11 protein-coding genes and 1 pseudogene are annotated in these 12,132 nt (G+C 73.5%); 7 read left to right on the forward strand and 5 right to left on the reverse strand.

What is annotated here, in order from left to right:
- The first annotated feature begins 122 nt into the window (after window positions 1-122).
- Window positions 123-476 carry a VOC family protein gene (locus CP969_RS04440; RefSeq protein WP_004992331.1) on the forward strand — a complete coding sequence of 118 codons (354 nt, stop codon included), beginning with the start codon at window positions 123-125 and terminating at the stop codon, window positions 474-476.
- A gap of 19 nt (window positions 477-495) precedes the next feature.
- A pseudogene (locus CP969_RS33720) lies at window positions 496-890 on the forward strand (IS5/IS1182 family transposase); the annotation flags it as partial.
- A 38-nt stretch (window positions 891-928) separates the two neighbouring features.
- Here CP969_RS33720 and CP969_RS04445 read toward each other — a convergent pair.
- On the reverse strand, window positions 929-1,762 hold the full coding sequence (locus CP969_RS04445; RefSeq protein WP_016827723.1) for a class I SAM-dependent methyltransferase: 834 nt from the start codon (window positions 1,760-1,762) through the stop codon (window positions 929-931).
- A 558-nt stretch (window positions 1,763-2,320) separates the two neighbouring features.
- On the opposite strand from CP969_RS04445, the gene CP969_RS04455 reads away from it, so the two are divergent.
- The 3 genes from CP969_RS04455 to CP969_RS04465 all read left to right on the forward strand — a co-directional run bounded on the left by CP969_RS04455 (window position 2,321) and on the right by CP969_RS04465 (window position 4,937).
- Entirely contained in the window at window positions 2,321-2,623 is a 303-nt protein-coding gene (locus CP969_RS04455) for an ArsR/SmtB family transcription factor (RefSeq protein ID WP_026085432.1), read from the forward strand.
- Window positions 2,620-3,012: a VOC family protein gene (locus CP969_RS04460; RefSeq protein ID WP_004992324.1), complete on the forward strand. Its 393-nt coding sequence runs from the start codon at window positions 2,620-2,622 to the stop codon at window positions 3,010-3,012. The genes CP969_RS04455 and CP969_RS04460 overlap by 4 nt, the downstream gene beginning before the upstream one ends.
- Window positions 3,013-3,455: 443 nt before the next feature.
- On the forward strand, window positions 3,456-4,937 hold the full coding sequence (locus CP969_RS04465) for a pyridoxal phosphate-dependent decarboxylase family protein (protein WP_016827722.1): 1,482 nt from the start codon (window positions 3,456-3,458) through the stop codon (window positions 4,935-4,937).
- 68 nt (window positions 4,938-5,005) lie between these two features.
- Here the strand turns inward: CP969_RS04465 and CP969_RS04470 are convergent, their stop codons facing one another.
- From CP969_RS04470 to CP969_RS04485, 4 genes are all read right to left on the reverse strand, one after another.
- Window positions 5,006-6,007: an NADPH:quinone reductase gene (locus CP969_RS04470; protein WP_016827721.1), complete on the reverse strand. Its 1,002-nt coding sequence runs from the start codon at window positions 6,005-6,007 to the stop codon at window positions 5,006-5,008.
- 220 nt (window positions 6,008-6,227) lie between these two features.
- On the reverse strand, window positions 6,228-7,562 hold the full coding sequence (locus CP969_RS04475; protein WP_016827720.1) for an NAD-dependent succinate-semialdehyde dehydrogenase: 1,335 nt from the start codon (window positions 7,560-7,562) through the stop codon (window positions 6,228-6,230).
- Between the two features lie 109 nt (window positions 7,563-7,671).
- A complete protein-coding gene (locus CP969_RS04480) occupies window positions 7,672-8,772 on the reverse strand; it encodes an alcohol dehydrogenase catalytic domain-containing protein (protein ID WP_016827719.1) in 1,101 nt (366 codons plus the stop codon).
- Window positions 8,772-10,253 (reverse strand): APC family permease, encoded by a 1,482-nt coding sequence (locus tag CP969_RS04485; RefSeq protein ID WP_004992317.1) that lies wholly within the window; start codon window positions 10,251-10,253, stop codon window positions 8,772-8,774. The genes CP969_RS04480 and CP969_RS04485 overlap by 1 nt, the downstream gene beginning before the upstream one ends.
- 162 nt (window positions 10,254-10,415) lie before the next feature.
- Between CP969_RS04485 and CP969_RS04490 the strand changes: the two genes are divergently transcribed.
- Together CP969_RS04490 and CP969_RS04495 are read left to right on the forward strand one after the other, a co-directional pair.
- Complete coding sequence (locus CP969_RS04490; protein ID WP_004992316.1) at window positions 10,416-11,051, forward strand: TetR/AcrR family transcriptional regulator; 636 nt, start codon at window positions 10,416-10,418, stop codon at window positions 11,049-11,051.
- Between the two features lie 296 nt (window positions 11,052-11,347).
- Window positions 11,348-11,869, forward strand: a complete 522-nt coding sequence (locus tag CP969_RS04495; protein WP_004992315.1) for a hypothetical protein — start codon at window positions 11,348-11,350, stop codon at window positions 11,867-11,869.
- Window positions 11,870-12,132 lie beyond the last annotated feature (263 nt).

The raw sequence follows: 12,132 nt of genomic DNA on the forward strand, positions 1-12,132 counted from the left end.
GCGGTGGCGGGGACGTCCGGGGCGGCCCCGCGCAGACAGGGCGAGCCCGCTCGGGTCGGCCCGTCGGCGAGGGAGGCCTGCATGTCTGTCATGCGCTGCCCTGGCGGGTCTAAGGTCGGCAGATGACCTTGGAATGGGAACAGGTAATCGTTCACTCGGCAGATCCGGTGGCCTTGGGGCAGTGGTGGGCCGAGGCTCTTGGTTGGGTTGTGGTCCACTCCTCCGACGAGGAGTTCGAGATCCGCCCGGAGCCGGATCGCCTGCCGGGGTTGGAGTTCGTCCGGCTCGATGAGGACAAGAAGGCCAAGAGCCGGCTGCATCTCGACTTCAGGCCCGACGACCAGGAGGCCGAGGTGGCTCGTCTGGTGGCTCATGGCGCACGGCACGTCGACATCGGCCAGGGCGATCAGTCGTGGGTCGTACTGGCAGACCCCGAGGGGAACGAGTTCTGCGTCCTCGGCCCGCGGCGTCGGTGAGACCCACGCCCGGGCCGGGGCGGTGGTGAGCGCCGATTCGACCACCTGCGGGGCCCCTCGGCATGCCGCCGGGGTCCGCAGGAGCGTGCCGCGGGTGCCGGGGGAAGACGCCCGCCCCGGCGGCACCGGCCCGACGGGGACTCGGGTGCTCCCGGGGCGGCCCGACCTGCGCGACCGCTCGCGTCGGTGAGGGCGGGGGCCGCCCGCCGGCCCTGCCGGTCACCCGGGGCCGGTGGGGCGGTGCCCCGCGGCTCGTCCCGGGCGTGGAACGCCTCCGCGTCGGCCGGGCGGCCGGGCGGCGGGCATCCGCGCACCCGGCCCGATCACCTCGGCGGCGACAAGGCGTACTCGTCCCGCCGCAACCGTCGCCACCTGCGGCAAGGGCAGATCAAGCGTGCCCTCCCCGAGCCGAAGGGATCCCGGGCTGTGGCCACGGGGTCCGACGAGCGCGCCTACGTCTTCCGCGGCGCCGTCGTCGCCTCGGTCCGACTCCGCTCGTGATCCGCGACCGGCCGGTCGTCCGGGCCCGCAGCCGACGGCGGTACCTCGACGACGAAGAACAGGAAGGTGGGTTTGGTCGAAAGGTCGTGGAAGTCGTCGGGGAACAGCTCACGGGCGGCCGGGTCGGGCTGCGGCTCGCTGATGGCGGCGAGGCGGAAGCCGGCGGTGGCGAAGGCACCGGTCATCGCGTGCAACGGCCTGCGCCAGAACCTCATCGGGGCGGACCGCCCGCCGAACGTCCACTCGAAGCCATAGCTGGTGCTCGCAAAGTAGTCGGGCCGAGGTTCCTGGATCGTGTAGGCCACGAAGGGGTGCTCCACCGACGCGATCAGCCGGCCGCCGGGCCTGAGCACGCGCCGCAACTCGGCCAGCGTCGGCCCCCAGTCCTCCAGGTAGTGCAGCACCAGCGACGCGACCACGTCGTCGAACGCACCGTCGGCGAACGGCAGTCGGTCGCTCAGGTCGACCACGTGCAGGGCCACGTCGTCACCGAGCCGCCGCCTGGCCAACGCCAGCATCCCGGCGCTGGCGTCGATGCCGGTGACGACCGCACCGCGGTCGCGCAGTGCGGCGGACAGGGGGCCCGAGCCGCAACCGGCGTCCAGGATCCGACGGCCGGCCACGTCTCCGGCGAGGGCCAGCATCGCGGGCCGCTCGTAGTACGCGTTCACGAGGTTGTCCTCGTTCTCCGCCGAGTACGCCTCGGCGAAGCTGTCGTAGTCGTTCACCCGGCCCCGATCCGCGGACCGGGTGAGGCTCTCGGGCACGTCGGTCAAGCGTTCCATCGCCGCAGCCTAGTAGTCACATGATCCGCCGGACAGGCGCCGGTGACCTGAGTCGGACAGCCGTTGTCCTGCGGCATGTGACGCGCCGTTCCGCCCCCGGCGGCCCGGCGGCACCGCGCCGCCCGGACCGGCGGGGGCGGAACGAGGACGCGCTCGCGGGATCGACGACGAGAAGGGGAGCGTCCGCTGCGGGACGTCCGGTGGGGACAGGCACACCGCCGACATGCGCCTGCGCACCCTCGTCACCCGGGGCGGCATCGCCCGACACCCGACGGAGGCGGAGGAGGGGAGAAGGAGAAGGCGACCTGGCGAACCCGCCCCGTCGACCACGACCCCGTACGGGCCGCGGCTCACGGCCGCCCGCACTCGCCGCCGGGACGACCATCCCAGTATGGCGGCCGCGGCCCGTGCCCGGGACGGCCGGACCGTCACCGAGGTGAACGCCGTCCGGTGCGGCACCGGATCCTGTCGCGTCACTCCGCGGACCGGAGCGGGCCGGCCCGGAACGCGGCGCGCCCCGACTTGATAGGCAAGTGGACACTTGCCTATCCTGTGGTCGTGGCCGACGACCTCTTCAAAGCTCTGGCCGACCCCACCCGCCGCACCATCCTCGACGAACTCACGGAGAAGTCCGGGCAGACGCTGTTCGAGATCTGCTCCCGGCTGAGCATGAAGCACCGGCTCGGCATCTCGCGCCAGGCGGTCTCCCAGCACCTCGCCGTGCTGGAGTCCGCCGGGCTCGTCGAGACCAGGCGGGAGGGCCGCTACAAGTTCCACGACCTCAACACGGCCCCGCTGCGGCAGATCACCGAGCGATGGCTCGTGCCCGACCCATCCGGACCGGAGAAAAGCACCCCATGAAGATCCATCTGACCAGCGTCTTCGTCGACGACCAGGCCAAGGCCGAGCACTTCTACACCGAGATCCTCGGCTTCGTGAAGAAGCACGACGTCCCGGTGGGCGAGAAGGACCGGTGGCTGACCGTCGTCTCGCCCGACGAGCCCGGCGGCACCGAACTCCTCCTGGAGCCCGCCGGTCACCCGGCCGTCAGGACCTACCGCGACGCGCTCGCCAAGGACGGCATCCCGCTCGCCCAGTTCGCCGTCGACGACGTGCGGGCGGAGTACGAGCGCCTGCGCGGCCTCGGCGTCCGCTTCGTCCAGGAACCCCTGGAGATGGGCCCCGTCACCACCGCGGTCTTCGACGACACCTGCGGCAACCTGATCCAGATCGCGGCACAGCCGCAGTAGGCGGTCGGCCACGCGCGGGGACCGGTCCGTGGCGGCGACCGGATCCCCGCCACGGGCCGGCGGCGCGGGCATCACCCCGAAGCTGCCCGGAAGCCTCTCGTCCGGGGCGCCCGGCCCGGGACGGCCGCCCTGTCCCGTCGCACACACCCTTGCCACCGGACCGCCGCTGTTCCATGATCTGCGTTCCCGGTTCCCGGTTCCCGCACCGCGCCGCACGCTCCGCCACGTCACCCCACCGGCCCGCGCCGTCCGCCCACGCAACGCCCGGGGCCCTGTGCACGATGCGAGCTCCCCCGCACGCTGCGGCGCCACCGGTACGAGTCACCGCGGGCGGGCACCGCCGGCACCACGGACGGACGGGCGGCCGACCGGCCGAACCCGCCGCCCGGCCACCGCCTCCGCACCCGAGCCCGGCACCGCCGGCGGACAGGAAGAGACGCGAGATGCCCCCTGAGCCCTCCCCCTCCCCCACCGCGCTGCCTCCGGGCCGGCCGGCCGACGAGCTGCTCGCCGAACTGCGCGGCCTGCGGGACGGCGACGCCCCGACGCGTGGCGGCCGGACCTTCGCCTACGTCTACGACGCCGGGCTGCCCGGCCTGGACGAACTCGCCGCCGCCGCGTACGGCGCGTACGCGACCGTCAACGGGCTGGACCCCACGGTCTTCCCCAGTGTGGCCCGGCTCGAGAACGACGTGGTGGGCGCGGTGTCGGCGGTGCTGGGGGTGCCCGGTGCGCAGGGCACCTTCACCAGTGGCGGCACGGAGTCGATCCTGCTGGCGGTGAAGGCCGCCCGGGACCACGCCCGGGCGGAACGGGGCGTGGAACGGCCGGAGCTGGTGCTGCCCTCGACGGCGCACGCGGCCTTCCACAAGGCGGCCCACTACCTGGGGGTGGAGACGGTGGTGGTCCCGGTCGACCCGGTGGGCTTCCGTGCCGTCGTCCCCGCCGTCGAGGCCGCGCTGACCGACCGGACCGCCCTGGTGGTGGCGTCGGCGCCGTCCTACGCGCACGGGGTGACGGATCCCGTGGCCGAGATCGCGTCGGCCGCCGCCGCGCGCGGGGTGCTGTGCCACGTGGACGCCTGCATCGGCGGCTGGTACCTGCCGTTCCTGCGCCGGCCGGGCCGGGCGGTGGAGCCGTTCGACCTCTCGGTGCCGGGGGTCACGTCGCTCTCGGTCGACCTGCACAAGTACGGGTACGCCGACAAGGGCGCCTCCGTGGTGCTGTACCGGGACGCCGAGCTGCGCCGCCACCAGTACTTCGCCCACGCGGGCTGGCCCGGTTACCCGGTGGTCAATCCCACCGTCCAGGGCACCAAGTCCGCCGGTCTCCTCGCCCAGACGTGGGCCGTGCTGCGGCACATCGGCGAGGACGGCTACACCGAGTTGGCGCGGCGCGTCGCCGAGGCCGCCGAACGGCTGGTGCCGGGGCTGCGGGAGATGGACGGTCTGCGGGTGCTGGGGGAACCGGACGGCAGTCTGGTCGCGTTCACCGTGACCGGGCCGGAGGGTGATCCGGACCTCGGTCTGGTGCTGCACACGGCGGACGAGATGCGGGCCCGCGGCTGGTACCTCCAGCCGCAGCTCTCCTTCGACGGGATGCCGCCGAACCTGCACCTGACCCTGACGCCGGCGACCGGCGACCGGGTGGGCGCCCTGCTGGCCGATCTGGCGCAGTCGCTGAAGGCGGCACGCGCGGCCGGCCCCGTCGTCGCCGATCCGGCGCTGGTCGCACTCGCCGCGGGGCTGGACCCGGACACGCTCGGCCCCGAGGAGGTGGCCGGGGTGCTGGCCTTCGCCGGGCTGGGCGACGGAGGAGGGTTGCCGTCGCGGACCGCTCCGCTGCTGGCGCTGCTGGACGCGCTGCCGGGACGGCTCAAGGAACGGCTGCTGACGGAGTTCGTCGGTTCGCTCTTCCGCGTCTGACCGGCGACCGGACCGGCCGCCCGCCCAGCCGGCCGGCGCGCGGCGAACGGGCAGGAAGGCGTGAACGGTCAGGGAGGTGTGAGGAGCAGCCGGCCGCGCACCTCGCCGGCCTCCAGTCTCCGGTGGGCCTGGGCCGTCCTCGACAGCGGCAGGCGGTCGGCGATGCGCGGGCGCCACGCGGTGTCGCGCAGGAGGCGCACGACCGCTCCCGCCGCCTCCGCGAGGTCGCCCACCGCGGCGTTGCTGAGGGCGAAGCCCACGATGCTCGCGTCCCTGGTGTACAGCCGGCCCAGCGGCAGCACGGACGGTCCTCCGCCCAGCCCGACCATCGCGACCAGGCGCCCGCCCCGCGCCAGCAGGTCCACGGCGTCGGCGAGGACCCCGTGCCCGGAGGTGTCGAGGTGCACGTCGTAGCCCCCGGGCGCGGCCCGGCGCATCCGGGGGCCGAGATCGGGCGCCCGGTAGTCGAGGACCTCGGCGGCCCCCAGAGCGCGCACCGCCGGGGCGTCCTCGGCACGCGCGGTGCAGACCACCCGTGCCCCGGCCGCGGCGGCCAGTGCCACGGCGGCGGCGCCCACGTTGCCGGCTCCGCCGCCGACGTACACGGTCTCCCCCGCCTTCAGCCGCCCGTGCCGGAACAGCGCCAGCCAGGCCGACGCCGCGGGGTGGGCGGCGGTCACGAGGTGCTCCGCGGCGATGTCGGGCGGCGCCGCGTAGAGCCGTTCGGCGGCGACCGTGGCGTACTGCGCGCACGCTCCCTGCCGGCCCGCGTGGCCCAGGCTGTTGCACCACACCCGCTGCCCGGGGGTGAAGCCCACCGCGCCGGTTCCGGCCTCGGCGACCTCGCCCACCAGGTCGCGGCCGAGGACGAAGGGGAACGGGAGCGGTGTGGCGTAGGCCCCGGAGCGCACGAAGGTGTCGACCGGGTCGACGGCCACGGCCCGGACGCGGACGAGTACGTCCGTGGGCCCCCGGGCGGGCACGGGGAGTTCGCCGTAGTGGATGGCGTCGGCCGGGCCGACGGAGTCGATGTAGGCCGCCCACATCGTCTCGGGGACTGTGCCGGTCATGGCCCTCATGCTAGGGACCGCGGTCCCCTCGGACGTGCGCCCGCGCGCCGCCGGGCGCGGCGCGCGGGCGCACCGAGCGGGGAGCACTCGACGCCTGCTCGGGGCACGTGCCCGGCGACGGGTGGCCGTCGCCGGGTGGCCGTGGTGCGGTGCCGTCCCCGGCCCGGCCGTCCGGCGCGGTGCCGGGAGGGCGGGAAGGGGACGGCGCGGAGGAGACGTCCTACTTCACGACTCGGATGAGCTTCTTGTTGACGAACTCCTCGATTCCGAGCCGGCCGAGCTCGCGACCGAACCCGGAACGCTTGACACCGCCGAAGGGCAGCTCGGCGCCCTCCGCGCCCACGCCGTTGACGAACACCATGCCGGCCTCGATCCGGTCGGCGACCCGCTCGGCCTGCGCGGGGTCGGTGGTGAAGAGGTAGGACCCGAGGCCGTAGGGGGTGTCGTTGGCGATCCGCACCGCGTCCTCCTCGTCGGCGGCGGGGAAGACCATCGCGACCGGGCCGAACAGTTCCTGGCGGGCGGCGCCGTGCTCGGTGGTGAGTCCCGTGAGGACGCCGGCCGGGAAGTGGGCGCCGCGCCGCTCGCCCGTGCCGTGCAGCGTGGCGCCCTGGGCGACGGCCTCGGCGACCTGGCGGCCGAGGTTCTCGGCGGCGGCGGCCGACGACAGCGGGGCGCCGGTCTGGGCGGCCAGCAGCCGGGCGGTGAACTTCTCGACGAACTCGTCGTAGAGGTCCTGGACGACCACGAACCGCTTGGCGGCGTTGCAGGCCTGGCCGGTGTTGTCGAGCCGGGCGGCGACGGCGGCCTCGACGACCGAGTCGAGGTCGTCGGTGGACAGCACGATGAACGGGTCGGAACCGCCGAGTTCGAGGACGACCTTCTTCAGGTGCCGGCCGGCGATCTCGGCGACGGCGGCGCCGGCCCGCTCCGAGCCGGTGAGCGACACGCCCTGGACGCGCGGGTCGGCGATCACCCCGGCGATCTGCTCGTTGGTGGCGTACACGTTGACGTACGCGCCGGACGGGAAACCGGCCTCGGCGAACAGCTTCTCCAGCAGGGCCGCGGTGGCCGGGCACTGCGGGGCGTGCTTGAGGACGATGGTGTTGCCGATCGCCAGGTTCGGGGCGGCGAAGCGCGCGACCTGGTAGGCGGGGAAGTTCCACGGCATGATCCCCAGGAGTACGCCCACCGGGCTGCGCCGGATGACGGCGCTGCCGGGGCCGGACGTGACCTCGATCGTCTCGTCGGCGAGGAACGCCTCGGCGTGGTCGGCGTAGTAGTGGTAGATGTCGACGCAGAAGTCGACCTCGCCCTCGGCCTCCTCGAGCGGCTTGCCCATCTCGCGCACGATGCTCGCGGCCAGTTCCGCCCGGTGCTCCTTGTGCAGGTCGCCGAGCCGGCGCAGCAGCGCGCAGCGCTCGGCCACGGAGCTCGAACGGCCCCACTGGGTGGCCGCGTGCGCGGCGGTGACGGCCGCCGCGACCTCGGCGTCGCTGGCGGTCGGGTAGATCTCGGCGATCTCACCGGTCTTCGGGTCGGTGACGGCGTACATCAGGCCTCCGGAAGGTGGTCGGGCGCAGGGCGGCCGTGTCCGGTGACCGCCTGTCCTGCGTCTGTGGTCTCTGTATGGGGGTGTGCCGGGTGACCGGCAACCGGATGTCTCACGGCTCGAGGATCGTCCTGACGCCGGTGTTCGACCTGAGGTCGTCGAAAGCCGCCGCCGCTTCCGCGAGAGGCCGGATCCTGCCGATCAGATCGTCCATCGGCAGCCGACCCGCCAGGTGGAGGCGGGCCAGTTTCGGGATGTCGATCTCTCCGACGCTGGAGCCGTAGTTGCATCCGAGGATACGTTTGCCCTGGTCGGCGAGATCGAACAGGTCGAACGCCCCGGTCGCGCCGGTCGGGGCCATCCCGACCAGGACCGCCGCGCCGCCCGGGGTGAGCATGGCCGGGAGCGTCTCGATGACCTTGGGGCTTCCTATCGCCTCGAAGGCGTAGTCCACCCCGCCGAGCTCCTCCTGGCACCAGGCCGCGACGTCGGTCACGGCCCCGTCGAGGGTGTGGGTGGCCCCGAACCGCTCGGCCGCGGCGAGGCGTTCGGGAGAGAGGTCGACGGCGACGACGGGGTCGGCTCCCGCCAGGCGCAGCCCCATCACCACGGAGAGTCCCACGCCGCCCGTGCCGACGACGACCGCGGACTCGCCCGGACGGACGCGGGCGGTGTTCACGACCGCGCCCACGCCGGTCGTGATGGAGCAGCCGAGGAGGGCGCCGATGCCGAACGGCAGCTCGTCGGGGACCTTCACCGCGGCCGTCTCCGGAACGACCAGCCGCTCGGTGAACGCCCCCAGGCCCAGGTAGGGCCACACCGCCTCGCCCCGGTCGTCCGTGAACGGGGTGCTCCCGTCGGGCAGCGTGTTGGCGACGGCCCGGGTGCCGGTGCACAGCCATCCCTTCCCGGCGACGCACTTGCGGCAGCGCCGGCACGGTGCGAACCAGGACAGGACGACGTGGTCGCCGGCCTTCACCGAGGTGACGCCGGCCCCCACGGCGGTGACCACTCCGGCCGCTTCGTGGCCGAGCACCAGCGGGCGGTCGGTGGGCCAGTCGCCCGTCACGATGTGCAGGTCGGAGTGGCACACGCCCGCCGCGCGCACCTCGATCTCGACCTCGCCCGGCCCGGCGGGCCTCAGCGAGACGCGGCTCGACCGCAGGCCGCAGGCGGGGTCGAAGACGACGGCCGGGGAGAGTGTCGACGACATCAGAGCGCCTCCGCCTTCTGCGTGGTCGGGCTTTCGGGAAGCTTGGTGTGGGGTTTGACGACCATGACGTAGACGAGGCCGGCGACCAGGAGCGCGGAGAAGACCAGGACCACGGCCCAGACCTGGATCCAGCTGCCGTCGGCGGGGGCGAGCTCGGCGCGGGGCCAGGCGATGTTGATCGCCTCGAAGAGCAGCCACACCACGGCGAGCGCGTTGATCACCAGACCGGGCCGTCCCAGCCGCAGCCGCCCCGCGGAGGGGTTCCACCGGCCGCTCAGCCTGGCGACGAGTGCCACGACCGCGACCGTGAGGAAGATGAAGTAGAACCCGCCGGACCCGAACGCGATCAGGGTCGCGGCCGCGTTGCCGTTCAGCCCGAGCAGGAGTCCGAGGCCGGCGAGCACGGCCGTCGCGATGAGCGAGACGTACGGGATCTGACGCGGGCCGACGGTGGCGAGCGTCGGGGAGAAGGGCAGCTGACGGTCGCGGGCGAACGCGTAGACGGCACGCCCGATGTACGTCTGGATCGAGATGGCGCACGCGAAGAACGCGATCAGGACGACGAGGATGAAGGGCTTCTCGCTCCATCCGCCCAGTTCCCGGGTCACGGCGGTGAAGACGGGGTCCGCGGTCGCGCCGGACACCGCCTCCTCGGGCCGGCGCAGCGCGAGCGTCACGGCGAGCCCGGTCAGCAGGACGGTGAAGGCGACGAACAGATAGGCGCGCAGGAGTGCCCGCGGCACGCTGCGCCGCGGCTGCTCGGTCTCCTCGGCCACCTGAGTGGTCGCGTCGAAGCCCAGGAACGCCCAGCCGGCCACCGCGAGACAGGTCAGGAAACCCGCCAGGACCGACCCGCCGGAGGCCGCCTCGGCTCCCAGCGTCTCGAAGAGGATCCCGAAGCCGTTGTGGTGCGCGAAGAGCAGCAGGAAGGCGCTCACCGCGATGGAGGCGACGCCCTCGGCGAGGATGCCCGCGTTGAGGAAGTGCTTCACGGGGTTGACGCCCAGGAGGTTGATCCCGAGCGCCACGGCGACGAAGAGCACGCCGAGGAGCACGTGGGTCGTCGGCGACAGCGGCCGGTCGCTGAAGAGCATGTGCAGCCAACTCGCCCCCAGGTAGGCCACCGTGGTCAGGGAGGCGACGGCCGAGGCGAGATAGATCCAGCCCACCAGCCAGCCCAGGCGCGGCCCGCCCAGCCGGCGCACCCACTGGTACACCCCTCCCGTCATCGGGAACTGGGACGACAGCTCGGCATAGACCGTGGCGACCAGCAGCTGGCCGAGGAAGGCCACGACGACCGCCCAGATCCAGGCGGGTCCCGCGAAGACGAACCCGAGCTGGACGACGGCGTAGATGCCGACCACGGGCGAGATGGTCGCGAACCCGATCGCGAACACGGCCCACGCGGACAGGGTCCGTTTCAGCTCCTGCTGATAGCCGTACTCGGCGAGTTCACCGGCGTCGGTGCGCGTGTCGTCCATGTTCGTCTCCTGACAGTGGTGCAGACCGGCCCGCGGCCGGAAAGAGCCGCCCGCGCTGCGGACCGGGGGCCGGCGGCGGACCCGGGGGCACCGATCCGGCCGGCAGCTATTGGTCGCGTGACCAATTGCCTAATTGGTCGCATACTCAATAGCATTCGCCGCATGACGTCAAGGGATCCGGGCAAACGAGTCCGCAAGGCGCCGGCCGAGCGCCGCCACGAGATCGTCACCACGGCCGCGCACATCGGACTCACCGAAGGGCTGGAGTGCATCACCCTCCGGCGGGTCGCCGACGAGCTCGGTGTCCAGCCCGGACTGGTGGGGCACTACTTCCCCTCGGCCGACCAGCTCGTGGCCGAGGCCTTCACCAGCGCCACCATGGCCGAGCTCGACGGCCTGCTCCCGGAGGAGTCCGCCGGCCCCGGCCACGACACCCCGCTGCACGCCCTCCGGCGCTTCTTCACCCTCATCTCCAGCACCGAATTCGACAACGTCAGCAAGCTGTGGCTGAACGCACGGCACCTGTCGCGCTACCGCCCCGTCCTCCGCGACCACGTCGTGGAGCAGGAACTGCTCTGGTGCCGCCGCATCGAGCGGCTCGTCGCCGCGGGCGCGCGGGCGGAGGTCTTCCGCTGCGACGACCCCTGGGCGGCCGCCGTGCGCATCCTCGTCGCGATCGACGGAGCCAGCGCCTACATCAACACCAGCGCCGACCACCGCACGGCCCCGATCGCCCACATGGCCCGCGCCGTCGCGGAGAGCGAACTGTCCCTGCCGCCCGGCGCCCTCGCGCCGTAGCCCCGGGCCCGACCGGCTGCCCGGCGGGCGGCCCCGGCCCGGTTCACCGTCCGGAAGGCCCGGCACAACCGGTACGCGCCAATACCTCCACCGCCGGCCCGTCGAGGTGCCGGGCACGACCTCCCCCGCCGGGCCGGTCCTCCCCACCGGCCCCACCGTGCGCGTATGCGGTCCGCGACCGCTCGCCGCGCCCCCGGCGCACGGCCTTCGCGCGCAGCGCGCTTTCGGTCGTCCCCGGATCCGTTCGCCGGCGCGGGGCAGACGCCGCGCTCCTCCCGTGCCTAACCTCCCGGGCCATGCGATCACCCTTGAGGAGACGTCTCGGTCTCACCGTTGCCCTCGTCCTCGCCGGGTTCGGCCTGGCCCCCTCCGCGAGCGCGGCCGGGCCCGGCCCCGCCGAGCTGACGTTCACCAGTGACAGCGCCACCACCACGCCGGGCGGCACGGTGAACCTGTCGATGACGCTGACGAACAACAAGACCTACGACCTCTGGTTCGTCTACCAGAGCATCGATCCCACCTGGCTGACCACGCAACGCCCCGACCTGAAGTACGCCATCACCGGCTGCAGCCTCGCCACGGCCACCGGCCCCACCGCCTGTTCCGGCACCGGCCCCACCGATCTCGGCACCAACTACGGCGCCCCCGTCCCGCCCGGCCAGAGCCGGACCGTGACGCTGACCCTGCAGATCGCCGCCGACTCCGGCTGCAACGGCAACATCGGCTTCTACTCGTACTTCTACGCCGAGTTCAGCGACGGCACGAGCACCAGCGGCGGGCCGGTCCACACGCCCGAGACGCGCGTCCTCTGCTCCTGACGGTCGCGCCGGGCAAAGGGCGGTGACCGAAACCCTCCCGCCCCCGCCCCGGCCGCGCCCCTCCGTGCCGACGGCAGTCCCACCGGCGGGCCCCGACGGTCCGCCGGTGTCCGGCATCACCTCTCCGAGCTGGGCAGGACCCCCAAAGCCGGGTGCCGACCGGCGCCCGGGGCGGGCCTTCGGCCCCGAAGCGCGCCTCGGCCGACGACCTGCCGTACACCTGCGTTTTTCCGTCAGGTTTCGCAACAGGGACACAAAAGCTG

Origin of the sequence: Streptomyces viridosporus T7A, from assembly GCF_008704515.1 — a bacterium.
GTDB lineage: Bacteria > Actinomycetota > Actinomycetes > Streptomycetales > Streptomycetaceae > Streptomyces > Streptomyces viridosporus.